Genomic DNA, 23,828 nt, shown 5'->3' on the forward strand with positions numbered 1-23,828 from the left:
ACCTCAAGCCGTCCTCATCACAAGACCCCAACCCGCAAGCCCGTAACGCAACGGCATTGGGCCTAGAGCGTGTCTCTTTTGTGAGTTGATCAACTGACCGGCGACCCCCTGAGGTCGTGCTCTCGGAGCGCGAGACGATCGCCTCCCTCCTGTCGGTGGCCCATCCGAGCGTTGTTTGGCGGCTGCGCGTTCGACCTCGATGGTCGGACTGCTGTGGCGGCTAGCGTGGACGCACCGTCCAGGTGCGGGCGTACCTCACTCGCCCCCGAACGGCCGTTCAGGCGGTGGCGGTTCTCCGACCTGCGAGCAATGGAAGGGCCTGACATGTCCAACCACTTCACCGGCCTCAGCCTTGGGCCACCACTGGGCGACCAGCGCCTCGATCTGTGCGACCTGTACGCCTTCGGGGCACCCGGCGATCCGAGCAGGACCGTTCTCATCCTCAATGCCAATCCAAATGCCGATGCCCTGCACCCCGACGCCGTATACCGACTGAACATCGACAACGACGGCGATTACCTGACCGACATCGCCTTCAGCTGGGTCTTCAGCCCGCCGGCATCCGACGGCTCCCAGACCTACAGCGTCTTCATGGCAACCGGTGCGGAGTCCTGTATGCCCGAGGCGGTCGGCACCAAGATCGTGTCGAACGCCGCCGTCTCTTTCGGCCCTCAGGCCAAGGTGGTCAGCAGCGGCGACTACAAGGTGGCCGCCGGTAGCCGCAGTGATGCCTTTTTCTTCGACTTCGACGGCATCAAGAATCTGTTCGATACCAGCGGCAACCGGAATTTCACCGCGCCCCATCTGGGTGGAAAGTCCCCGTGGACCGGCGTCGACTCCAACAGCACGGCCAACGTCTTCTCCATGGCCATCGAGCTGCCGACCGCGGAGCTGGCCCCCGAGCCCGAGCTGCACATCTGGGGCCGGTGCAGCGTCCTGCGCGACGGCGAACTCGTCCACGCGGACCGGGCCGGGCACCCCTCAATGAGCAGCTTCTTCAACACCGACGACACGAAGGAGGAGTACAACGCCAGCGAGCCGGTTAACGACCGGGCCAGGTGGACGGATCAGTTCGTCCACCTGTTGGGCCACACCGGCGGCTACTCGCGTGAGGAGGCGATCACCGCGCTCGACGAGCACGGCCTCCTGCCGGACGTGCTGCACTTCGACCCGTCCAAGCCTGCCGCGTACCCGAATGGCCGGACATTCACGGAAGACGTCATCGACGTCCGCGTCGCGTTCCTCACCAAGAACGAGGCGCCGCCCACCGGTCTGACGCCGCACACCGACACCCTGGACCGGTTCCCGTACCTCGGCAACCCGCACCCGGCAACCACCTCCTGACGGATCGCTGCGGGACGCACCCGGGGCTCCGACGGCCGAGCCGGGACAGGCCGATCGATCAGTAGATCGGACTGGCGCCTGTCCCTTTGGAGATTCCTAGGAGCGCCATTCCTGCTGGTAGGCGGGATGCTCGGCATACGACTGGGCAAGGACACGAATCGCGTGGTTGAGGCCCGCGTGACGCGAGTCTGCAGGGCCCATGGCCGTGTAGTCCCGTGCCGGCATGTCGATCAGATCGAGCATGGGCAGGTGGCTGTCGAGCAGGGCGTCTCCGCCGAACGTCTGGGCAACGTAGACGTAGGCGTGGTTTTCCTCCTCGATGCGAGCGCGGAGGAACTGCAGGAGGTCGTCCATGCGCTCATCTTCGCGCGCGGCCCTTCGCCTCTGTGAGGCGTGCCCGTAATCGTCTTCGTGGTCAGCTGCTGGTCCAAATGAGGATGGCGGCGAGGTGGAGTGCGGCCTGGTAGGCAAGGGCGAGTTTGTCGGTTCGCATGACCAGGCCCCGCCACTGTTTGAGTCGGGCGACGCAGCGTTCGACGGTGTTGCGTTCTTTGTATGCCTCGCTGTCGAAGCCCGGCGGGCGGCCTCCGGCACGGCCTCGCCGGAGGCACCGAACTGGTCGGCGGGCTGCGGGATGACAGCTCGGATGCCGCGCCGGCGGAGATGCGCGCGGATCGCGCGGGAGGAGTACGCCCGGTCGTCGAGGACGAGTGCCGGTCGAGTCCTTGGTCTCTCAAGTCCCGTTCGTGGAACCCGGATTCTGGCCATGACCGCCTCGAAGGCCGGGGCGTCACCGGCCTGGCCAGCGGTGAGGTGCAGAGCTTATGGTCGCGCTCGACTGTCACTGGCCAGGTGGACTCTCGTGCTCAGGCCGACGCGGGAGCGTCCGAGTGCGTGATCGTGAGGTTCTGAACGGTCGGGTGCCCCCTTTTCCTGGCTCCGGCAGCGGGTTGGTGGGCCCGGCAGATGGTTGAGTCCACCGACATCGTCCAGCCCACGTCGTCACCGGCGTCCGCCGAGGCGAGGATCGCCGAGAGAATCCGTTGCCAGGTGCCGTCAACGGCCCATCTGAGCAGCCGTTTATGTGCGGTCTGGAACGACCTGAGCTCACAGGGCAGGTCCCGCCACGGGGAGCAGGTGCGGTACTTCCACGCGATGGCCTCAAGGGTCCGACGGTGGTCGGCCCACCGTCGGCCACGGACCGGATCGGCCGACATGAGAGGCTCGATCCGGGCCCACATCGCGTCAGTGATCACTAACCGGACAGGCGCATCCGATCAACTGACCAACCCATCAAAGAGACATGCTCCAGATGCCTCGACACCATGAGCGAGGAAGAGTTCGAGGCTGTCGGACTTCTGGGCTGCTGATTGTGCCGAGCATGTACTCGCCTCATTCTCAGGGCTCGCGCGGCACCAACGGGCCGGCAGCGGTGTCCCCCTCCGCCGCCAGCTCAGCGTAAGACGGCAGTTCGCGCATCCGGCGCAGCGGCGACAGGAAAACGGGCAGGAAGGTGAGTGATTGGCCGACCGCCCCGGCCAGCAGCGTGCCGCGGACGCCGATCGTCGAGCCGAGCAGGCCGCCGAGCAGCGCCCCGAAGGGCATCGTGCCCCAGACCAGGAACCGCATCGTCGCGTTCATCCGGCCGAGCAGCCCAGGCGGGCACAGCGCCTGCCGGAAGCTGACCTGGTTGATGTTGTAGACCACGATGCCCATCCACATCGCTGTCTGCGCTGCCGCGAGCAGCCCCACCGTCCAGTCGCGCTGCACGAACGGGGTGACCAGCGCGCACGGTCCGGCGACCGCGCTCGCGATCCAGATGGCCGGGCCCTGGCCGACCTTTGCCGCGAACCGTCCGGCCACCAGCGCACCGATCAGGCCACCCACCGCCGCGGTCGAGGTAAGCAGACCGATGACGCCCGGCGAGAGCCGCAGTTGGCGGGCGAGCAGCACGTAGAAGACGGCGGAGATCACCGAACCGAAGAGGTTGGCCGAGCTGGTGCACATGGCGATGGCGCGGAGTATCCGGTTGGCGAGCACGAACCGCAGACCGTCGCGGATCTCCCGGAGCAGGTTGGGGTCGGGGCTGCGCTCGGGGCGCGGCGGCCGGACCTCGATCCGCGTCACCCACGCAGCCGACCACAGGAAGCTCACCGCGTCGACGAGCAGCGCATAGGGCGCGGTGAGCGCCTGGATCAACGCGCCGCCGAGGCTCGGGCCCGCGATCTGGCTGACCGACTCGCTGGCCTGGAGCTTCGCGTTGCCCTCGACCAGCAGCTCCCGGTCGATCAGCTGGGGCAGGTAGGACTGGTAGGCCACGTCGAAGAAGACCGTGCTCACCCCGGTGGCGAGCGTGACCACGTACAACTGCTCGATCGTCAGCACGCCGAGGAGCTGAGCCACCGGAACCCAGGCCAGCAGGGCGGCCCGAACCAGGTTGTTGACGATCAGCACCCAGCGGAAGCGCATCCGCTCCACCCACGCGCCGGCCGGCAAGCCCACGGCCACGAACGCTGCGGTCTCGCACGCCGCCAGCACACCGACCTGCCAGGTGCTGGCGTGCAGCACCAGGATGGCGACGAGAGGAAGCGCCAACTGGCTGACCATTGTCCCGAACTGACTGACCGTCTCACCGACCCACAGTCGACGGAAGTCGGCGTGCCGCCACAGTCCGCCGCGATTAGCCGGTCGGTCGGGCGAGGGCTCCGGAGCAGTCATGGGAAACTACCGTGGAAGAGTGATTGGGTTTTGTCAATCACTTATCCCCCCGGCCCTTAAGTAGGCTGCTGACCATGACCGAACGCCGGCTGGCGACCGACGCGGAGGCGAAGGCGCTCGCCTCCGCGCTCCGCCTGCGTATCCTGCGCATTTGCCTCGGCGAGGCGCGCACCAACAAGGAGATCGCGGCGATCCTTGGCGGCGATCCCGCCAGCGTGCTGCACCACACCAGGACGTTGGTGCGCACCGGTTTTCTGGAGGCCCAGGAGGAGCGACGCGGCGCGCGCGGCGCACGGGAGATTCCCTATCTGGCGACGCGGAAGTCCTGGCAGCTTGATGCGGCCGCGCAGGACCGGTCGATGCTCGACGCGTTCCTGGAGGAGCTGGCCCTGGCCCCCGCGACCGAGGTCGACAGCACCCGGCTCGGGCTGCGCCTGCCGCCGGCGGAGATGGAGGAGTTCCAGACCCGGCTCCGCGCCCTGCTCGAGGAGTTCGCCGCCCGTCCGGACGACCCGACCGCGCCCGCCTGGTCGCTCTTCATCGTGGTGCACCCCGACCCAAACCGGCCCTGACGATCCGACCCGGCCCTGACCGGACACGATCGCCTCCGGTGTCCGCTCCAGCCAAGTCAGGCAGCGGCGGATACCGTCCTCGATGTCCACCTGCGGGACCCAGCCCAGCACCCGACGCATGCGGGTGGTGTCGGGGCAGGCACCGAGCGGGTCGCCGCGGCCGGGGGTCTCGATGATCTGCGCGTCGGGATAGTGGTGGCGCACCAGGTCGGCGACCTGCCTGATCGATGTGGCGCGGCCGGTGCCGACGTTGAGTGTCGCCCCATCGGCGCCCTCGGTGATGGCCGCCAGGAGGGGCGCATCGGCGATGTCGTCGACGTGCACGAAGTCCCGGACCTGACTGATCGGGAGTTGCCGGTGTCACGGTTGCTGGTATGGCGTGCGGCAGGTTACGCGGACCAGCGCCCTCTGGCACCGTGGCGCCGACCGCTACCCCTACCTACGCGATGCGGTGGCTGCCTGGCTGAACGTCCTCACACTGGGCTGGCGCACCGGCACAGGCCGCGACAGCGGCCGCATGGCCGGATATTTTGTTTGGCTGCTCGCCGAGAGCTTTCTTCGGATGTCCTTGTCGGTTACGAACTGACCGCGCCGGCCTTCTCGTGCTTGCTGTTGTCCTGCTCGGTTTGGGGCAGTGCGGGAGCCGGGGTCTTCTCAGTCGCGGTCTGCATGGCAACTGACGTGTAGAGGACCGAGGCGCCCTGCTTCGACCGGTGAGCCTGGCTCTTGGCGACAAGGTTCTCGAGCGTGGTGCGCACGACGGTCGACTTGATGGTGCGCTGGGGGTGGGTCTGGGCCAGCGCCGAGGTGACCTCCGCTGCGGAGCGGGGTGCTGTCTGCTGGTCGAGGTGGGTGCGGATGAGGGCGATCAGTGTGGGCTGCGCCGATGCCGATGCCGATGCCGATGCCGATGCGGTAGCCGCCTTCGGCTCCGCGTCCTGGGTCTTCTCTTTCTTGGCCTGTGCAGTGGTCTTTTTCGTGCTGGGGGCCTTGGCTGCGGTCTTGGACGGGGCGCGCCGGGTGGTGGTGTTCTTGCCGGATGCCTGCTGCGGGAGGGACGTCGAAGGCTCCGGGGTGCTCGGCGCGGCTGCCGGTCGGCTGCCGAGCGTCTTCTGGATGCTGTGGAGCACGCTCTGGTCGTCCTGCAGGATGCGCAACTGCGCCTGCAGGGCGGAGAGCTCGGCGCCGATACGTTCTTGCTCTTTGGTATTGAGCTTGAGGTCCTGTGCGACCTGAGTGGCGTACTGAGATGTCACGCTGGTGATGGTGACGGGGTTGTCAGTCATGGTGTTGGCCTCTTTTCAGTTCGGCAGTAATGGCGGACCAATGTGGGTGCTGCCGAGGTAGGTGCGCCCGCCTGTTCGTGTACTGCCGTGGCGAATGGTGGTGTGGCGGCGTAGCGATAGTACGCATGGGTGATGGCTCATGTTCCCATCGAGTGATGGTTCCACCCTGCATTGAGGGTTGAACCTTCGCGCAGGGAGGCCCGATCCGCGAAGCCGTCGACCGGACGCTGACGTCGAAACTCGTTAACAAACGCTGTCGCAAGAAGTGTCGAAGCCAGTCCAATTTTGGGGCCCACGGGTACGTCATGAACATCGGCTTCGCCGCCTGACCTTCCACCTCATCGATTCGGCATCACCTCGTGCTGAGCCGAAACACGTCAGCTGTCACATAGGCAGGCTGGTTGAATCTCCGATTGGGCGTCCGGCTCTTGCTGGGAACTATGTCCAGCAGGGCGATGCTCCCGAATGGCGGGTCAGCAAACGCGGGTCAGTCCTCGCTCCGGTGGGTGACCGGAGCGTCGGTGCGCTCACCGGGGAACTCGTTCCTGCCCGCCGAGCGGGCCATGCTCACGTCATTGAACGGCCAGATCGCCCACGCCCTGGACCGCGCCGCCTCTACGACGCCAACCACACCATCGCCCATACCCTGTAGACCGGACTGCTGCCCCACACCCTGCCGCGCCTCCCCGGCTTTGACGTCTCCGCCCGCTTCCGGCCAGCCGGGTACGGCATGGGCATCGGCGGCGACTTCTACGACCTCATCGTCTCCACACCCACGACGGCCGCCGCGGTGATCGGCGACGTGCAAGGCCACAACACCACCGCCGCTGCCCTCATGGGACAGGTCCGCACCGCCGTCCACGCCTATGCCGCCACCGCCGGCGCCTCCCCCGGCGAGGTCCTCGCCTGCACCAACCGCCTCCTGGTCGACCTCGCCCCCGGCCTGTTGGCCAGCTGCCTCATCCTCGACCACACCCACCACCGCGCCCTTCTCGCCACGGCCGGACACCCTCCTGCCCTGTTCCGCCCCCCGACGAGCACGACATCCTCCGCGTGCCACCAGGGCTGCTGCTGGGCATCGACCTAGACGCCAACTACCCCACCACCGAGATCCCCCTGCCTCCCGGCGCCGTCCTCGCCCTGTACACCGACGGACTCGTCGAAACCCCCGGCATCGACATCGACGACGCCACCAACACGCCCGCGGGCCACCTGGCAGCAGCGGAACCCGAGAAGCTCGACGCCCTCGCCGATGTCCTCCTCTACCACGCCGAACAATCCGCGCCCCGCTATGACGACATCGCCCTGCTTCTCATCCGCCCGCACGACGGACCATGAGCCCGAACTGTGACGTGCCCGCCGGCAGCGCTTGCCGCACCCGGGGCGGGAAGACCGCCGCGAAGTACCACACCCCGCACTTCGTCCTCGTCCCCCGCTCCGCGAGGAACCGGAGATCCCAACCCGTTCGACGCCGATGCCTTTGAGGCCGGGGCGGGCCCCGACTTCACGCCCACTCTCCTGTAGGGCGCGACTCGGCTCAACTCATCCATTCCGCCTCGTACTTGGCGTACGTCCCGTCGTGCGTCGCCAGATGCACGAACTGGGTCACGTACTCCTGGAAGTCGCGGTCGCCGCGCGGCGTCGCGTACGCCTTCTCGGCGAACGTGAACGGCTTGTCGGGGTGGACCGAGCACAGTTCGGGGTGGAGCTTCGCCTGGTAGAGAGTCTCGCTCGCGTCGGTCATCATCACGTCCGCCCGGCCCGCCACGATCTCGTCGAAAATCGTGGTGTTGTCCGGGTGGACCTTGATGGTGGCCTGCTTGATGTTCGCGCGGGCGAACTGCTCGTTCGTGCCGCCCGGGTTGACGACCACGGTCGTCCCGGCCTGGTCGATGTCCTTGAGCGTCTGGTACTTGTCCTTGTCCGCGCAGCGCACGATCGGTGTCTTGCCGTCCTCGCGGGCCGGCTCGCTGAAGTACACCTGGCGGGCGCGGGGAAGCGTGATCGAGACGCCCCCGACGCCGATTTCGCACTTCCCGCCCACCAGGTCCTTCGTGAGATTCGCCCATGTGGTGTCCACGAAACGGGCCTTGGCGTCCAGGCTCCTCGCGAGGTCCTGGGCCATGTCGATGTCGATGCCGCTGTACGAACCGTCCTTCGGGTCCTTGTACGTGAACGGGCGGTAGTCGCCCGTGGTGCACACGCGCAGCACCTTGGACTTCGGCACGGCGTCCAGCAGGCTCTCCTGCGGCTTCTTCGCGGGGCGGTCCGCCGCCGACGGCGCGGCGGGCGCGGCGGCGGTCACGGCCAGCAGGCAGACCAGGGCGGACAGGGTGGCAGCACGTTGTCTGGACGCGCGGCGGCTCATCGCGACTCCTCGGCACAATGGTTGCAGGATGAAGTGATCACCCTGGCAGAAGAGTTCACGCAGGTGAAGACGGTGTCCACGTGCCGGGAAGGCTGAGCCGTGCGAGACGCGTCCTACCTGGGACGGAGAAGCATGACGCGCATGGAGGCGCAGTTCGGGCCCTGAGGGCCCGCGCCGGTGAGCGAGGTCGCCGCCCGATTCGCCGCGATGGACGCGTCCTGGTGGGCGGCCGGCGGGATCGCCATCGAACTGGCCGTGGGGCGGCGCCTGTGCGCGCACAGCGACATCGAGCGGGCCGCACACGTAGGCGCGGGTGCCCGGCGCGGAGATGTTACGCCGGCCACCGGGGTCACGTGCGTACCGCCCGACGCTGGCACGGCGACCAGGGCCAATCCACCTCATTGTGTCAGCCGCTGTAAGTCACTGGTATTGCGGCTATAACTCAAGCTGAGGCGAACGGTATCTGGTCAGCGGCGCTTTGCAATATCCGAGCGTGGCCAGCGCCCACTGCGCCACGATTGCCTCGAACACTCCTCAGCGCCGTGCGCTACGCCTGTGCCGTCCGGTTCTATCCGCTCGCACCGCGCCCTCGCGACTCGCCGCCGCCACTCGCCATCACCCAAAATTTCTGCTTCGGCACGATACTTACGTCAGGTGGCCGCAATAGCTGGCACACCACGGACATTAAGTTCGGAGAGGGTCAGAGATGAGCAATCCAGCACGGCGCAATATGCTCAAAGGGACCGCGACGCTGACCGCTGCAGTCACTCTCGGAGCGCTGGGGACGCCGGCCCAGGCGCTTGCGGCACGGGCGCCACTGCGCGGCGCTGGTGGGAGCGGGATTGACCCCTGCGGCCCCTCACCCTCCGGCCCCTCTCAGTCAGCGGAACTCGGCCCCCTTCAGTCAGTGGAGCTATTTGCCGACGGGGAGTCGATCGGATGGCTCGGGTGGGGTGGATTTACCGGTACATGGTGCGTGGTAACTTCTTCGCTTGACTCGGATTCCGCTTCAGTTCAATCCCTCACGGATAACGGCGTTCTCTACTATCAGGCTCACAACGGATCTTTGCTTAATGAGTACTTGTCGGTCAGTCGCCACAACTACGTAGGCGCCTACCACTGGATCGGAGCCACCGGCTGGACGGTGAGCGGAAATGTGATGACCTCGCTCTATACCGGAGACCAGCTATCGTATCGGACCGATGAAGCGCCTGCATACGTCTATGCATATTCGGGAAGCGGGTATACGCCCTTGACTGTCGAGTTCCATTCCCTGTGAGGGATAGCTCTTCAGCGGCATTTCGCTGTCCGACGTGTAGTTCTGGTGGCTTACGGCGTTTCCGCAGGTGAGGACGAGGCCCGAGCCGCAATGGTGTCAGCTGACCCCGACGACCAGGGCAACCTCGGGAGTGCTGAGTTGGACGAGCTGGAGCAGGTCAGCGCCTCTCGACAGCGACGGCATGCCGAAGAGACAGCACTCCTCACCCGCCACCGTCATGCGCATGCTGCGCGAGCACGACGAACAGGCCGGGGCGGCAGAGATCACATGATCATCCCGCTACTTTGCGGCTGGTGTCTGGGCTAGGACTACGAGCTCGTAACAAGAGCATGTTGCTGACACGGACTCGGCGGCGCGCCCCGAGGACCAGCTCCAGCCGTAAGAACCGGCTTGCACCGGGCGTTGTCAGAGGCGTCAGGCACACTGCGCCGTATGAACCTGGTGACCGCGCACGACTACGCCTGGATCCGCACCTCGCCGCTCTTCCGCCACATGATGGCGAGCGGATACTCCCTGACACTGATACGGGGGCGGACCCCGCGCGAGGTGCTGCGCGCGATGGAGGCGGAACCGCGCGGCACCGGGGAGGGAACGGCCGGGCTGATCGAGGCGGACGACGCTCACCGCGCCGAGGTGGATTACGACTACTGGGACGAGTCCTACGTCGCGGGTGCCTTCAGCGCTCCGGGCGAGAACGGCGACTGGACACTCGTTCTCGGCTTCGACGGTGGTCTGGGGGTAGCGGCGCCGTGCGTGGAGACGCTGTCGAAGGGCGGCCGGGTCGTGGCGCACTCGACCAACGGCGGCAAGCCCATCCACCTCTTCCACTGGTTCGAGGACGGTGAGCTTCGTACGACGTTCGAGGGCCCCTCGTCGCGCGACGGCAACTCTCCCGATGAACTGGTCCCCCTGCTGCGGGAAGTCGGCTTCCCTCTGACCTCCGAGGGAGAGCACGACGAGAGCGCCCCGGACGTCGACCGGAAGGCGGCGGTCCTCGCTCTGGCCGAGAGACTCACCGGCATACGCGTCACCGAATCCCTCCTCCAGGACGCTACGTACGAGCTGGGACTCGTCCCCGAACAGCCCGCCGAGGAGTGGACCAGCGTGGTCATCGACATCACCGATGCCCACGGGGAGCGCCTGCACAGGGAATGGACCTACCAGGAGATCGCGACGGCGTCGGACCGAGCACGGGCGGAGGCGAACGCGGCGGTGGTGATCACCTACAACGAGCCGCCGGCCATGGATCGTTCGGAGCACTAGAGAGGTGAGTAGTGAGCGAGCGCGTGGAGGGTGCCCCGGCGTACTCGCCGCCCTCTACAAGGGAGCGTGCCGCCACGGGGGCCTCTGCGATCCGCGTCCGGCAGCCTTCTTGAGCCGTCGCCGGCACCCCCGCACAGGAATCAATGAAGTCCCCGCCCGAGTTGGACGGGACCGAGACTGTCGCCGGCCGCCAAAGCGGGACTCGTGGAGGACGGACCCTCGAGTACCGCAAGGGCGAGAAGGGGCAAGACCTCGTCATTGCCGTGCGATGCCAAGGCAAGGGGGAGATCAAGGTCTCCCTGAAGCCGGTGAAGGTTGGCTTCCCACTCAAGTGCGTCGATGGTGAAGTCACCACCACCTACAACCAGGTTGGCGTCGTCGGAGTGGAGAAGAAGGGCACAGTCTCGGGTCCAAGCACCGTCAACGGTGCGCTGGTCAATGACGATGGGCCGCGGAGAGCCGCCGGAAGGCGCGGGGTAGGGCAGTCTGCCCCGCCAGAGTAAGAACTCCTAGCGAAATGATCTATGCAGTGGTTGGATCACCCCACGACTGCCGACCTGGGGGTGCGTGGTGTCCGTCTTCACGTTCTTCGTCACGCCCGCGATCACGCTCCTCCTCTTCGCCGTCGGCACACTCCCCTACGCATTGTGGGCGAGCCGGAGGAAGCCCTCGCGGCCAGCCCGCTGGGCTGCGATCGGCAGCGCTGCGGCGATCGCCGCCTATGGGGCTGCAACGGTCTACGGGCTTGCCTTCACGAACCCACTCGCCGTATGCGGGGACGAAACCAGCAACGGCCTGTACGCAGATGCCGAGGGGGATTCCCTTCTGACATCGGTGAGCGTGGACAGCTTCCCTCCGTCGATCACATGCCACTGGTCCGGTGGCCACAGCACCGACGCGGTGTGGTTCTGGACCCTGCCCCTGCTGTACGCAGGGCTGGCCTGCGCCGTAGGTTGCGTCGCCGTACTCCTCATCAAGCGGATGCGAAGACTCTGAGGAACTCTCCCGCGTCAGAGCGCGAAGATCACGGCCGTGGAGTACGTGATGGACGCGGCCGGCCTCGGTCTCAACCTCGACGAGCGCGCAGGCAAGTGGACCCTCGGCTGAGGGGCCTCGATGTGGACGTGACCTGGATGTGAGCAGCGGCAGCGGCCTTGCGTCGTGGAAAGCGGTTGCCCGGTTACGCCTGCCGGCCGTATCGCTGCCGCGGTGTCCACCATGGACGGAACCAGTCCTGCTTCGTCAGGTCGGGGCTGCGCTGGTGCTGTGCAGGTGAGGGGCTCCGCCGGGATCAACGCCCGGGCGGACCGACCGTCACCCCTTGGAGGTGACCTCCCGGATCAGCGGCTCGAACTCCCGCCGCACGTAGGTGTCGAAGGGCTCCCTCAGCGCGCCGTCGATCACCCGCCGCACCCCGTGCTCCGCCGCGAGCTCCTTGATCGCGGCGCGGGAGTCCGGCTCCACACCCCCGCCAATGATCAGCACTCCGAACTTCTCGGCCTCCAACAGCATCCGGGCCTCCTCGTCGGTGCTCACTCCCTCCGCGTCAAAACCGTCCCCGCGCAGCGTGGCCAGTACCTCCGTCACCCTGGCGGGCGTCCTTCCCAACACGAGCGTCCTCATGGCCGTTCCTCTCAGGTACGTCGACATCGCCGCACCCGAACCTAGAAGCTCAACTCGACTCGAGGTCAACCCCAACTCCCGGCCCCCCCCCGGCAGCCAGGTGATCCGCCGGAATAGGACCTAGCCCCCCACAGGAATGATCACGTTTCTGCTCTTGGCAATATGTCAGCCGTCCAACATCTGGCCCGGTGATTGACCGACCCCGGGAGCAGATCAATGGGGATTCCCGGTAACTGGCGTCTCATCTGACCTGGCCGTCGCAGGTGACGGCTGGCCGCTCGGACCAGATGGTTCGAGACGGGACAGGTCGGTGACCGGGCTCGGCTCAGGAACCGCGGCCTTCTCGACGACTGTTCGGCGTTCGACCAGCCCGAGGGCCACACCGGCGACGATGACCACGCCACCGAGGACCTGTGCGAGCCGGAGTGTCTCCTTGTTGATCACCACGGCACCGAGCACGCCGAACACTGGTACTAGGTTGAGGATGTTGACCGCGACGCTCGAAGTCATCCGGCGCAGGCCGTAGTTTCGCTGACTACCGTTCAGGCACAGGCAAGGTCACTGGCACGACGGCAGTGGGCCGGTAGGGTCACGATCGCTTGGCCTGCCGCATTGCCCCCGTGATGCGGCAGGCCAAGCGCTACTCATCTCAGGGAGTCCTGCTCGTCTCCAGGGCGCGCTTCGGGCGCGGCCTCGGTATGGGGCCGCTGAGCGGATCTCGCCCGCCCCGGACTTGATCTGGCGGCCGCCCCCCAAACCAGGGCCGGATCTCCGCCGCTCACCCTGCCCTACCCAGCGCCGCCCGATACCGTCGCCCTAAACCGGCGCCTGCGGTCGAAGCGGGCGACAGCGTAGGCCTAGGCCGTACGCGGGTTAGGCGTCATCGACAGCTTGTCCGGCTTGACTGTCACGATGGCCTGCGGCCGCGGGGGAGCCGAGGTGAGCGTCAGCCGCCAGCGCTGGAGCACCGTGGCGAGGATGATGAGGAGTTCTGTCCAGGCGAACTCTTCGCCGATGCATTTGCGGCGGCCGTCGCCGAAAGCAAGGAACGAGGAACGGTTGACGCCCTTGGCCCGCTCGGGTTCCCAGCGGTCCGGGTCGAAGGTGCCCGGGTCGCCGTAGACCTCGGGGTCGTGCTGATGGACGTACGGGCTGTAGATGACGTCCGCGCCCTTGGGTATCGGGTGGCCGTCCAGCGTGACCGGGCGCGTCGTGGTGCGCGTGACCAGCCAGGCGGGGCCGTACATCCGCATGGTCTCCTTCAGGACACTGCGCATGTACGGGAGGGAAGCCAGGTCCTCCTGGGTGAGTGGCCGGTCGCCGCAGGTCGCGTCGAGCTCCGCGTACAGGCTCTTCTCGACCGCCGGGTTCCTGCTGATCTCGTACAGCGCCCAGGCGAGGGTCGTGCCCGTGGTCTCGATGGCACCCGTGAGCAGCGTGATCGCCTCGTCCTGGAGCTGCTGATGCGAGAGCGGCCCGGTCTCGGGATCGTCGGCGGTGAGGAGGGTGGAGAACAGTCCGCCCCCGGGGCCCTGTTCGGTCGACTGGTGCGCCGGGCAGCCGGTCGGTACCTCGGAGGCGGCCGGCGCCGAGGCAGGCAGCAGCGCGCGGTGGTGGTCGATCGCCCGGTCGATCAACGCCCGCAGGCGCGCTACGCGTTGTTCGTGCGCGCGGTTCGCCGGCAACGGCAGTTTCGTCACCCAGCCCGGCAGGATCGTCTGCCGGATCGTGCCGCGCATGATCGCCGGCATCAGGTCCGTGAACTCTTCCTCTACATGGCCGGGCAGACCGGAGCCGAAGAGGGCGACCAGGAAGGTCGAGAGGGTGAGATCGTTCATGTCGTCGTACGTCTCGCGCGCGACCCCGGGCGTCCAGGCGCCGGTCGCCGCTCGTACGTGGTTGATCATGACGTCGCCGCGGGTGGCGATGTGCGCCTTGTTGAACATGGGCTGCATCAGGCGGCGGTGCTTCATGTGCAGGTCGCCGTCGGCGATCGTGGCGAGTCCGTCGCCGAAGAAGACCCGCAGCGCGTCGATGATCTTTCCGCCCTTGGCGAAGGCGTCGACCTCCGTCACCAATACCTTGCGGGTGACGGCAGGATCGGTCACCACGTAGGCGGGGGTGGGTCCGAGGAGGATCCGCACGACGCTCCCGTGCCGGCGCAGGGAATCCATGAAGTCCAGCGGGCGGCGGGCCAGCTGGTGGGCGTGTCCGATCAGGGGCAAGCGGCCGGGCGCGGTGGGTGCCGCGGCGGGGGAACCCGACAGGCGACTCATGCGTAAGCTCCTCAAGATCATTCCGAGTGGGGTCGAGCGTGGCATGCATGCCCCTGCTGATCGCTGCTTACCCCAACGGTCTGATCACTGCCGACCGTTCAGTCGTTGCGCTCCCCTCGTGGTTGCGTTGTCGGCGAGGGGATTTGTCGATGTGAGCGAACCTGTCCGAGCGTGACCGAATACCCGTTGGTACAGGGAGGGGACTTGATCCTTTCGATCACATAACCGATAAGCTCCCCTGCGGCGCTGCGAGTTGACGACTCCACGTTCGGGAGCTTCGCGCTGCGTTCCCCCGACGCATGCGGCGCACACACCCCTTGTCTGATCGTGTTGCTTGCGAAGGATGCAGATGGAACATGCCACTCCGCCCCCGGCGGCGCGAGCGCCCGTCGCCTGGAACAACAGTTGGTGGCTCATGCCGCTGGCTTTAGGCGCTGGAACGGTAGCAACCGCTGTCGCGGGACCCGACCCGGTCCAGATACCTGCGACGTTTGCAGGCATTGCGGCCACCGCGGCCAGCGGCGCCTGCGTGCGCCTCCTGGTCCGCTCCCAGGCGAAACTGAGCCGGGCTACTGCTGACGTCGCCACCGCACAAGCCGAGCACCATCAGCAGGCCGAGAACCAGCGGCAGCAGTGGGAGCGGTATGTGGCGGGCCTGAAGCAGGAGTTCGCTGTTGAGCGCTCCGCCCTGGAGGCTCAGCTCGCTGAAGAGGCGCATGCCCATGAAGCGAGGCTGGGCGTTGAAGCCGAGAGGCAGCAGGCCGTCTTCGCGCGACTCTCCGACGCGCATCTGCCGAGCGCGCTTGAGCGTCTGCGGGCCGGTGACGCCATTGACGACGTCCTGGCCGAAGTCGACGAGCCGGCCGCTACGCCCGAACTGCGGGCCGAGGTGCGCAAGGTCCTGCGCACCGCACTGATCGCCGTGGAGGAACAGCTCGACCGCGCGACCTCAGCTGAGCACTCCGTCGTCAGCATCGCCAGCCGCCTCCAGGCCCTGATCAGCGGCGTGCGGGGTCGCCTGCATGATCTGCAGACGGAACACGGACAAAGGCCGGCGGTTGCCCAGGGCCTCATGGACCTGGACCAGCGCCTGGGACCCGCCGACGGCCTCGCGGCCAGCGTCGCCGTGCTCGGTGGCTCGGTCCGTCCCGGACGACAGTGGCAGGAACCGCAAAAGCTCCTCAGCGTGGTCCGGGGCGGCCAGGGCCGGATCAAGGACTTCGACCGTGTCAAGGTCGACGCCCTGCCCGAGCTCGGCGTCGATGGCGGGCTGGTGGACCACCTCACGCTGATCTTCGCCCACGTCCTGGACAACGCGGCCCGCTACTCGCCGCCGTCCGAGCCGGTGCAGGTATCCGGCAGGCAGGTCCCCGCCGGCGTCGGCATCCAGATCCAGGACGCGGGCAAGGGCCTGAGCGAGGAGAAGAAGCGCGAAGCCGAACAGGCCCTGGCGGGCACCGCAGCGGGCCCCGGCCTCGGCGGGATCTCCGAGAATGCGAACCTGGGCCTGCGCGTGGTGGGCATCCTCGCGCGCCGCTACGGCATCCGGGTCACCTTCACCGACTCCCCCTGGGGAGGCACCTCGGTGGTCGTTCTTGTCCCCCACAAATACTTCAGCCCCCTTCCCGCCGCCGCGCCCAAGCCCGTTGCGGCGGCCGTAGTGGCAGAGCCGAGCGCCGAACCCGCCCCGGTCCTTGCCTCCGCGGCCACAGACACAGACACCACGCCCGGCGGCCTGCCCCGGCGCAAGGGCCTGCGCAGCGCCAAGGCAGAGCTGCTCGGGCACGCCGTGCACACCGACGAGGCCGTGTCGGATGTGCCGTCGGAGGCGTCCTTCGACGGCCTCGCCGCCTTCGCCACCGCAGGCCGGCAGAGCGGCCCGCCGCGCGAGAGGCACGCGGACCGCGACGCAGCTGGCAGCGGCGAGAGCGCCGGACGTGACACTGAAGAGAGCGACTAGTCCTTATGACTCAATCAACCGACGTGAGCTGGGCGCTGCGTGACCTGACGGAGAGCATCCCGGAGATCCGGTTCGCTCTTGTGGCATCCAGTGACGGCACGGCCATCACATCCTTTGGTGCCGAGGATCCTGATGACGTGGACCGTTTCGCCGCCGTCGTCGCGGGCCTGCAGGCGCTCGCCCAGCCGGTGGCCCAGCAGTTCCCCAAGAAGGGCCAGCTACGGCTCGCGATGATCGAGGTCGACGGAGGTCACCTCTTCGTGGTGAGGGCCGGCGTAGAGACGTACCTGGGAGTACTAGCCAAGGAAGGCCTCGACCAGGGTGTTCTCGGCCACCAGATGATGGACTGTGCCCATAGGATGGGCGAGCTCCTGGGCACAACTCCGCGCCTGGACGAGAATTCTGGATGAGTGCCCCCCGGCCCACGGACCCGTCCGGTCTCGAGCGCTACTACGTCCTCACGGGCGGCCGCAGCGGACCGGACGGCCCGGCCTCAAGCCTTGACGTGGCGACCCTCATCGTCTCCCGCACCGCGCCCGTACCCGGGATGCAGCACGAGCACGAGGAGATCATCCGGCGCTGCCGCGACCCGCTGGCCGTAGCCGAAATCGGCGCCCATCTCGGCCTGCCCTTCCACATTGTCGCGGTGCTCCTGGCCGATCTCCTGGACGCAGGCCGCGTTGAAGCCCGTAACCCCATCCCGGCCTCAAGCACCGGAAGCGGGCCGGACCTTGAGCTCCTCGAGGAGGTTCTGAGTGCACTCCAAAAGCTTTGACAATCCCGACCGGCAGCAGAGCGGAGGCACCCGCTCGGTGAAGGTGATGATCGCCGGTGGCTTCGGCACCGGCAAGACCACGCTGGTGCGCTCGGTCAGCGACATCACGCCGCTCACCACCGAGGCGGCGCTGACCCAGGCCAGCGCCGGCGTCGACAACCTGATCGGTGTGGCGGACAAGGCGGAGACCACCGTCAGCCTGGACTTCGGCAAGATCGGAATCAACGACGAACTCGTCCTCTATCTCTTCGGGACGCCCGGCCAGGAGCGGTTCTGGTTCCTGTGGAACGGCCTGTTCAAAGGCGCCCTCGGCGCTGTGGTCCTGGTAGACACCCGGCGGCTGGCCTCCAGCTTCCGCGCCATCGAGGAGATGGAACGCCAGGACGTCCCCTTCGTCATCGCGCTGAACGTCTTCCCCGACTCCAAGAACCACCCGGTCGAAGAGATCCGCGACGCGCTGGACATCTCCCCCCACACCCCGGTCGTGGAATGCGACGCGCGCGATCGCGCATCCAGTCGTGACGTCCTCATCGCTCTGATACGTCACCTCAAGGAACGGACCGCGGTCGCTGAGGAACGCTCTGCTGTCGCTCTGGAGTCCCGATGAACAATCAGCCCTTAAACGGCACTGACACCCCTCGCGGATGCCCCGTCGCACACGGAGACGGGGGCGACCTCATGCGGCTGTACGGCCCGGAAGCGGCGCTCGACCCGCACGGCATCTACGCGCGCCTGCGCAAGGAGCACGGGACGGTTGCGCCGGTCCTTCTGGAGGGCGACATCCCCGCCTGGCTCGTCCTCGGGTACCGGGAGAACCGGCGCGTGCTGGACAACCCCCGCCAGTTCAGCCGCGACTCGCGGATCTGGCGAGACTGGAACGACGGCCGGATCGAAGCCACCTCACCGCTGATCCCGATGCTCGGCTGGCGCCCCGACTGCGTATCCCAGGACGGCGAGCCGCACCGCAGACTGCGCGGTGCGGTGACCGACGGCCTGCAAACGGTCGCCGGGCGCGGCATCCGACGCCATGTCACACACTTCGCCAACAAGCAGATCGACGCCTTCGCTGAAACAGGCAGCGCCGACCTCGTCAGCGACTACGCCGAGTACCTGCCGATGCTCGTCCTGACCCGGCTGTTCGGGCTCCCCGCAGCCGAGGGACGCAACCTCGCCGTCTCCTGCGCCAAGCTCATCAAGGGTGAAGACGCCGTCGCCCACAACGACCGCATCATGCAGATCCTCGCAGACCTCGCGTCGCGCAAGCGTGACGAGCCCGGGGCCGACTTCACGACAGGGCTCCTCGGGCACCACGCGGACCTCGACGAGGACGAGATCCTCAGCCACCTGCGCCTGGTACTGATCACCGCACACACCACCACCAGCAATCTGCTGGCCCGGGTTCTCCAGCTCATCCTCACCGAAGCCTCCCGTCTCGCCGGCCTCGTGAGCGGACAGCTCAGCGTCTCCACGGTCGTCGAGGAGGTCATGTGGAACACGCCGCCGCTGGCCGTCCTACCAGGACGCTTCGCCACCACTGACCTGGAACTCGGCGGCCAACACCTCAAGGAGGGCGACCTCCTGGTGCTCGGGCTCACCGCAGGAAATCTCGACCCCGAGATCAGGCCCGACGCCGGTGTCTCACTCCAGGGCAACCAGTCGCACCTGGCGTTCAGCGGCGGCCCGCACGAGTGCCCCGGCCAGAACATCGGCCAGGCCATCATCGAGACCGCCGTCGACGTCCTCCTGCACCGGCTGCCCGGCCTGCGGCTGGCTGTGCCAGCCGATGAGCTCACCTCGACGGCCTCCACCTGGGAGGCACGACTCGACGCCCTGCCGGTGGAGTTCGCGGCGCAGACCACCGGAGCGTGAGCGCAGGGGAGCCACGAACGCACGTGGCTCCCCTGATGTCGGCGTACAAGTGAACCTGCCCGACCGTGACCTCATCTCCCTCAACGGCCCCAGCGACCAGCTGTAGGACCAGCTCGCAGCCAGACGCGCAGGATCCAGGTCATCGGTCCCACGGGCGAACCGGGCGCTCTTCTACAGTCTCCGCAGGTACTTCCTCACCGGCGTCGCCCGTACCCGTTGCCGGTGCCCCGGGGCCATCGCAAGTTCCGGGAGTGGGGGTGCTTCAGGAGCGTTCCGCCCGATCACAGCGCGCGTACCTCCGAGAGCCCCGTCCCGGATGTTCAGCTTCAACGCCGGACGATGCGAAGTTGTGCTTGCGACAGTGCCGCCCGCTTCGACGCCTTCTGCCCCGGCGGAGACCTTGACCTTGCCGTCGCCGCCTTTACGGAACTCCACGGTCAGCTTCAGCTCCGCGCTCTCGACCTCGAAGCGGAACCGCTCGCCCGACCCGTCCTCCTGAGCTTGGTACAGCTCCTCGCGATGCTCGGCCAACGCCTCAGACAGTCCGATCCCCACCCCGACACACTCCTCTGTGCGTGCGAAAAGGCCTATGGCGATGCTCAGCCTGCCGCAACCAGAACTGCCCGAAGCTGTGATCGCTTGCATGCGACAGCTCGCCTGCTACGGACCTGACGTGAAGAAATAGGACCGCGCTGCCGCCACGGTGAAGGCAACGAGCATGCGGCACACGACTCATCGTGGGGTGAGCGACTGACGTGGGCGCGGAGCCCGCCCGTCCTCTTGAACGGGCTCCGCACCGTGCGTGGGGTGCTCCTTCTGCCCGCCGTGACGATCCGGGCGGACAGAGAGAGTGGGTCACACGGCGAGCAGGTCGTCCAACGATCCCTTGCCTGCCAGCTCCGCGGTGGCGGCGGGGCCTTCCTTCGATGCGGCGTAGCGACCGGAGATGAGGCCCCACTCATAGTTGCCGTTGATCCAGTGCTGAATTGCCTCCACGCCCATCTGGACGTGGGCGCGTTGCTCGGCGGTGAGGCCGAGTTCGTCGCACATGTGAGGGACGCGGGCTTCGAGTGCGAGGTACTCGTCGAGGCAGTCGGTGGTCATCCGGTATGCCTCGGCGGCGGCTTCCTCCCAGCTGCAGCCGCGTTCGCGGTGCAGCACGGCTATCAAGTTGTGGCCGTCTCCCCGACGCTTCTCGCGTTCGAAGGAGTGGATGTCGTTCATGAACCCGATGGTGTCCGCGGCGAGATCGCGCATCCGGACCATGAGCGGATGGGCCTGCACCTGCGGCGGCACTTCGAAGCCACGGCTGCGCTCGCCGGCGTCGATGCTGTGGTGGATGCCCACCGTGCGGCGCCGGAACTCGGCGTACTCCTTGAGGCCGAGCGTGCCCGCCAGACCTCGCGCTGCCAGGTCGACTTCCTCCGTGTGTGCCACTAGGAAGCGCCCCCAGGAGGCAGCGAAACGACTCCGCCAAGTCAGGGACATGCCATCCGAGAGGCGGGACCAGACCTCGGCCCAGGCGACAGTGATCGGGCACACCACGCGTGGAGTGGTCCCGGCCGGACGGAGCGGAGTAGCTATCAGCTCTCGCGCGACCTCCGCTATGCGGTCCGCGCGGTCGGGCCTGCCAGTGTCGAACTGGTCATCGAACAGGAAGGCCAAGCTGAACCAGTTCATCAGGACGACCATGTCGTCGGCCGAGGCATGAGGGTAGGTGCGTGCAGCGGCCTGGGGGAGGTCCCAGGACTGGTACTCCTCGAACCCGGGCTGGCTGCGCACCAGCCCCATGTCCCACACCCAGCGCAGATGCCGCTCTCGGGCATACTCCAAGTGCGCGCTGACCGGGGTCCTGAAGGGGAGCTCGAACCTGACGTCCTGTGGCATTCGCGTCCTTTCTTGAGACGAATCACAGGCCCCCGCCCCTGCGAACAGGCGATCGTTATCGTTCGCCCGGTGACTCGAACTGCTCCACCAGAGTCGATAGTTGATGACTCAAGTGCACTTCGAGACTGCCCAGAGCCTAAACGATCTATGGTGTGAGATCTGCAACTCGTGATGCGGGGCGTGATTGACCTCAGGGTGTTTCGCCGCAGGTGGCCGAGGGCCGGCACCCGGTGGCGCGTGGACGCCTGGCTCGCATTTGAACTGAGTCTCGGCGCCGTCGATCCGCAACCGGATCCCCGCGGCCTCGGCGTAGGCGAACAAGTCCGCCAGGGTCCGAAGTCGCACGCCGGAGTGGTCGGGGATTGCGAAGCCACGCATGGCCAGCAACGGGCGGATCTCCCGGATGGCGCGGGAGATCATGGAGCGGGCGATGCCGTACAGCTCGGCGAGCGCGGCGTGCGGGAGTCCGGTGCGTCGGTGGACCAGGGCGACGAGCAGGCGGTCGGTGAAGACCAGGTCGTGCTCCGCGGGAACTGTCCGAATTGGGGTCTTCCCTGCAGAAGGGCAAACGCAGCCGGCGAGGCATCGGCCGGAGCATCAGGGCCTTAGCAGTCCGCCTACCCACCAGTCGTGCGGCTTGCCATCGTTGGCGATGCTGCGATTGCGCAGTGTCCCTTCGACGGTGAAGCCGAGTTTTTCGGCGACGGCACGCGAGCCGGTGTTCCCGGCCATGGCCCACCACTCGATGCGGTGCACGTCGAGCGTGGCCCAGCCCCAGTCACACAAAGCCTGAGCGGCCTCAACCGAGTACCCGCGTCCGCGCTGTTCCTTGACCGTCCAGTATCCGAGCTCCCAGACGCCGCGGCTGATGAGGGTCAGGCAGTACGAGCCGACCAGGGCGCCGGTGTCCTTGCGGAACGCGCCGAGGGTGTAGTCCTTGTCCTCGGCCCACTGGGCGGGCAGCTTCTCGCCGACGAGCTTCTCCGCGTCCGCGCGCCGGTACGGCACCGGCACCGGGGTGTAGAACTGGATGTCTTCGTCCTGGCAGGCTTCGTACACCGCATCCACGTCGGCAGGTGTGAAGGCCCGCAGCAGCAGACGGTCGGTCTCGAGAGTCACTGGATCCATCGCGGCAGTATGACCACCATCAACAAGCAGCGACCAGCGAATATCCCGACCGAGCACCGCCCATCACAACACCCCGGGCTGGTCAACGCTCGTCGCAACACCCAGATCAGCTGCCCCGAGACGGAGCTACACCCAGCATCAATCGCGGACCGAGCCGTTACCCACGCCCCGGATCGCACGACGGCACAGGACCATAGGCAACATCAAGGAGAGCCTGGGCTGCCTCGGCATCCTCGCGCTTCTGGCAACGGGGGTGGTCTACGGCCTGCCGGCCGCTGGAGCCTAGGACGACAGTCTCGGCCTGACATGCGGACAGGCTTGAGACGGTGTTGGAGCGAGAAGTTCAAGATCGTAGCCAACGGCTGCGACCGGTTTCGTGCCGTGGACCGTCCGCGCCGCCACTGAAGTGCCAAGACGCTCTCTGCAAGGGGCAGAGCGTTCTCTTGCGTCGGCATGGGCGCCAGTTCCGTAGCGGGCGGACCGCTGAGGATGGTCACGCAGGGGGCGGCTCGCCCCGCACCAGGTCGGTCGACGCTGCGGTCGGCGGAGGAGGGGCGCCATACACGCAAGCGAACCCACGCCAGACTCAACGCGAAAGGGGAAAGTCGCCGCCACCTAGCCCGCGGTGGCGGTGTCGGCGTGCCGGGCCTCCATCGCGGCAATCACCCGCTGACGGGCCAGCCGTCGGGCCTGCTTGAGCTTCGAGTCGGCCAGCAGGAGGGGCGCGAACCAGATCCAGCCCCACACGCTGTAGGAAACGGTCCCGCTCAGAACGAGTGCCTTGTTGGTGGCGAGGACCAGCACGAAGGTGGCGACGTACGCGGCCACCCGGTGGCGGACCATGAGCCGGAGCGGGGCCCGCCACGGGCCGGCCAGCAGTTCCAGCGCGGCCGCCACCTCGGCTGCCCGCAGGTCCTCAGGATGCGCGGGCGCTTGGCCGCCCTGTTCCAGCGCTTCGGCGACATCGGCGCTGTGGGACATCAGCGTCGCCCGCTCGGCCCGCGCGGTGGCCGTTCTCTCCCGCACGTCCTGCCAGTAGCCCCGGCCGGCCCAGCCGAGCGCGGCCTCCACCCGTGCCGCCTCGGGCGATCCGGCCGGAGCCAGCACGGCGATCCGCTCCTTGAGCAGGCCCGCTCGACCGCTGCGCCCGGGGTACGTCCACTCGTCGGCCCGCAGGCACAGCTCCAGGTAGGAGACGAGCAGTCCGAGGTCGTCCGGCCACTGTGCGAGCCCGGTCTCGTAGGCCTTCTCCGCGTCGGCATCGTGGTCGTCCTCGTCCTCCGCCGCGTGTGCGAGGCCGAGCCACCGGTAGAGCACCGGATCGGGTCCGAGTGCCTCCAGGCCGGATTCGGCCAGCTTCCGGACCTGAGAGAATCCGCCCACCGCGAAGAGCTCCTCGCAGTGGTCGGTGTATTCGTCGTGGGTCATGCTTCCCGCCCCAGTCGATCAGTAGGGCCACTTTCAGCCACACGAACCGGCT

General features: G+C 67.3%; 21 protein-coding genes and 2 pseudogenes. 10 read left to right on the top strand and 13 right to left on the bottom strand.

Annotated elements, in window-relative coordinates:
• The first annotated feature begins 324 nt into the window (after nt 1–324).
• Nucleotides 325–1,344 (top strand): DUF4331 family protein, encoded by a 1,020-nt coding sequence (locus CG723_RS41275; RefSeq protein ID WP_100598702.1) that lies wholly within the window; start codon nt 325–327, stop codon nt 1,342–1,344.
• A 96-nt stretch (nt 1,345–1,440) separates the two neighbouring features.
• Here CG723_RS41275 and CG723_RS41280 read toward each other — a convergent pair whose 3' ends face one another.
• The 3 genes and pseudogenes from CG723_RS41280 to CG723_RS41290 all read right to left on the bottom strand — a co-directional run bounded on the left by CG723_RS41280 (nt 1,441) and on the right by CG723_RS41290 (nt 4,062).
• Nucleotides 1,441–1,698, bottom strand: coding sequence for a DUF6221 family protein (locus CG723_RS41280; protein WP_100598703.1), 258 nt, complete (start codon nt 1,696–1,698; stop codon nt 1,441–1,443).
• A 61-nt stretch (nt 1,699–1,759) separates the two neighbouring features.
• Nucleotides 1,760–2,585 (bottom strand): annotated as a pseudogene (locus tag CG723_RS41285) (IS5 family transposase).
• A gap of 157 nt (nt 2,586–2,742) precedes the next feature.
• Nucleotides 2,743–4,062, bottom strand: coding sequence for an MFS transporter (locus tag CG723_RS41290; protein ID WP_100598704.1), 1,320 nt, complete (start codon nt 4,060–4,062; stop codon nt 2,743–2,745).
• 74 nt (nt 4,063–4,136) lie between these two features.
• Here CG723_RS41290 and CG723_RS41295 point away from each other — a divergent pair, with 74 nt between their 5' ends.
• On the top strand, nt 4,137–4,634 hold the full coding sequence (locus tag CG723_RS41295) for an ArsR/SmtB family transcription factor (protein ID WP_100598705.1): 498 nt from the start codon (nt 4,137–4,139) through the stop codon (nt 4,632–4,634).
• 575 nt (nt 4,635–5,209) lie between these two features.
• Here the strand turns inward: CG723_RS41295 and CG723_RS41305 are convergent.
• Entirely contained in the window at nt 5,210–5,920 is a 711-nt protein-coding gene (locus tag CG723_RS41305; protein ID WP_199842091.1) for a hypothetical protein, read from the bottom strand.
• Nucleotides 5,921–6,462: 542 nt separating this feature from the next.
• On the opposite strand from CG723_RS41305, the pseudogene CG723_RS41310 reads away from it, so the two are divergent.
• Nucleotides 6,463–7,258, top strand: a pseudogene (locus CG723_RS41310) (PP2C family protein-serine/threonine phosphatase); the annotation flags it as partial.
• Between the two features lie 199 nt (nt 7,259–7,457).
• Here the strand turns inward: CG723_RS41310 and CG723_RS41320 are convergent.
• Entirely contained in the window at nt 7,458–8,288 is an 831-nt protein-coding gene (locus tag CG723_RS41320) for a transporter substrate-binding domain-containing protein (RefSeq protein WP_100598707.1), read from the bottom strand.
• Nucleotides 8,289–9,999: 1,711 nt separating this feature from the next.
• Here CG723_RS41320 and CG723_RS41325 point away from each other — a divergent pair.
• Both CG723_RS41325 and CG723_RS41335 read left to right on the top strand, forming a co-directional pair.
• Nucleotides 10,000–10,830 carry a DUF6461 domain-containing protein gene (locus CG723_RS41325; protein WP_100598708.1) on the top strand — a complete coding sequence of 277 codons (831 nt, stop codon included), beginning with the start codon at nt 10,000–10,002 and terminating at the stop codon, nt 10,828–10,830.
• A 570-nt stretch (nt 10,831–11,400) separates the two neighbouring features.
• Nucleotides 11,401–11,826 (top strand): hypothetical protein, encoded by a 426-nt coding sequence (locus CG723_RS41335; protein WP_100598709.1) that lies wholly within the window; start codon nt 11,401–11,403, stop codon nt 11,824–11,826.
• Between the two features lie 318 nt (nt 11,827–12,144).
• Here the strand turns inward: CG723_RS41335 and CG723_RS41340 are convergent, their stop codons facing one another.
• The 3 genes from CG723_RS41340 to CG723_RS41350 form a co-directional block, all read right to left on the bottom strand.
• Nucleotides 12,145–12,453, bottom strand: a complete 309-nt coding sequence (locus CG723_RS41340) for a hypothetical protein (protein ID WP_100598710.1) — start codon at nt 12,451–12,453, stop codon at nt 12,145–12,147.
• A 213-nt stretch (nt 12,454–12,666) separates the two neighbouring features.
• Entirely contained in the window at nt 12,667–13,005 is a 339-nt protein-coding gene (locus CG723_RS41345; protein WP_324907279.1) for a DMT family transporter, read from the bottom strand.
• 305 nt (nt 13,006–13,310) lie between these two features.
• The gene (locus CG723_RS41350; protein WP_100598711.1) at nt 13,311–14,729 is read right to left on the bottom strand and encodes a cytochrome P450; all 1,419 of its coding nucleotides are present in this window, start codon (nt 14,727–14,729) and stop codon (nt 13,311–13,313) included.
• Nucleotides 14,730–15,078: 349 nt separating this feature from the next.
• On the opposite strand from CG723_RS41350, the gene CG723_RS41355 reads away from it, so the two are divergent.
• From CG723_RS41355 to CG723_RS41375, 5 genes are read left to right on the top strand one after another with little or no spacing between them, the layout of a single operon-like run.
• The gene (locus CG723_RS41355) at nt 15,079–16,689 is read left to right on the top strand and encodes a sensor histidine kinase (RefSeq protein WP_100598712.1); all 1,611 of its coding nucleotides are present in this window, start codon (nt 15,079–15,081) and stop codon (nt 16,687–16,689) included.
• Between the two features lie 5 nt (nt 16,690–16,694).
• A complete protein-coding gene (locus CG723_RS41360) occupies nt 16,695–17,099 on the top strand; it encodes a roadblock/LC7 domain-containing protein (RefSeq protein WP_100598713.1) in 405 nt (134 codons plus the stop codon).
• Nucleotides 17,096–17,464: a DUF742 domain-containing protein gene (locus CG723_RS41365; RefSeq protein ID WP_100598714.1), complete on the top strand. Its 369-nt coding sequence runs from the start codon at nt 17,096–17,098 to the stop codon at nt 17,462–17,464. The genes CG723_RS41360 and CG723_RS41365 overlap by 4 nt, the downstream gene beginning before the upstream one ends.
• 46 nt (nt 17,465–17,510) lie before the next feature.
• Complete coding sequence (locus tag CG723_RS41370; protein ID WP_442802639.1) at nt 17,511–18,071, top strand: GTP-binding protein; 561 nt, start codon at nt 17,511–17,513, stop codon at nt 18,069–18,071.
• Nucleotides 18,068–19,333, top strand: coding sequence for a cytochrome P450 (locus tag CG723_RS41375; protein WP_100598716.1), 1,266 nt, complete (start codon nt 18,068–18,070; stop codon nt 19,331–19,333). The genes CG723_RS41370 and CG723_RS41375 overlap by 4 nt, the downstream gene beginning before the upstream one ends.
• Before the next feature lie 171 nt (nt 19,334–19,504).
• Here the strand turns inward: CG723_RS41375 and CG723_RS41380 are convergent, their stop codons facing one another.
• The 5 genes from CG723_RS41380 to CG723_RS41400 all read right to left on the bottom strand — a co-directional run bounded on the left by CG723_RS41380 (nt 19,505) and on the right by CG723_RS41400 (nt 23,776).
• Nucleotides 19,505–19,888, bottom strand: coding sequence for a trypco2 family protein (locus CG723_RS41380; protein ID WP_100598717.1), 384 nt, complete (start codon nt 19,886–19,888; stop codon nt 19,505–19,507).
• Nucleotides 19,889–20,188: 300 nt separating this feature from the next.
• A complete protein-coding gene (locus tag CG723_RS41385; RefSeq protein ID WP_100598718.1) occupies nt 20,189–21,220 on the bottom strand; it encodes a 7-epi-alpha-eudesmol synthase in 1,032 nt (343 codons plus the stop codon).
• 108 nt (nt 21,221–21,328) lie between these two features.
• Nucleotides 21,329–21,763, bottom strand: a complete 435-nt coding sequence (locus tag CG723_RS41390) for a helix-turn-helix domain-containing protein (RefSeq protein ID WP_100598719.1) — start codon at nt 21,761–21,763, stop codon at nt 21,329–21,331.
• A gap of 54 nt (nt 21,764–21,817) precedes the next feature.
• Nucleotides 21,818–22,348 carry a GNAT family N-acetyltransferase gene (locus CG723_RS41395; protein WP_100598720.1) on the bottom strand — a complete coding sequence of 177 codons (531 nt, stop codon included), beginning with the start codon at nt 22,346–22,348 and terminating at the stop codon, nt 21,818–21,820.
• Between the two features lie 615 nt (nt 22,349–22,963).
• Entirely contained in the window at nt 22,964–23,776 is an 813-nt protein-coding gene (locus CG723_RS41400) for a hypothetical protein (RefSeq protein ID WP_100598721.1), read from the bottom strand.
• Nucleotides 23,777–23,828 lie beyond the last annotated feature (52 nt).

The sequence above is a fragment of the Streptomyces sp. CB01635 genome (assembly GCF_002803065.1).
Lineage (GTDB): Bacteria > Actinomycetota > Actinomycetes > Streptomycetales > Streptomycetaceae > Streptomyces.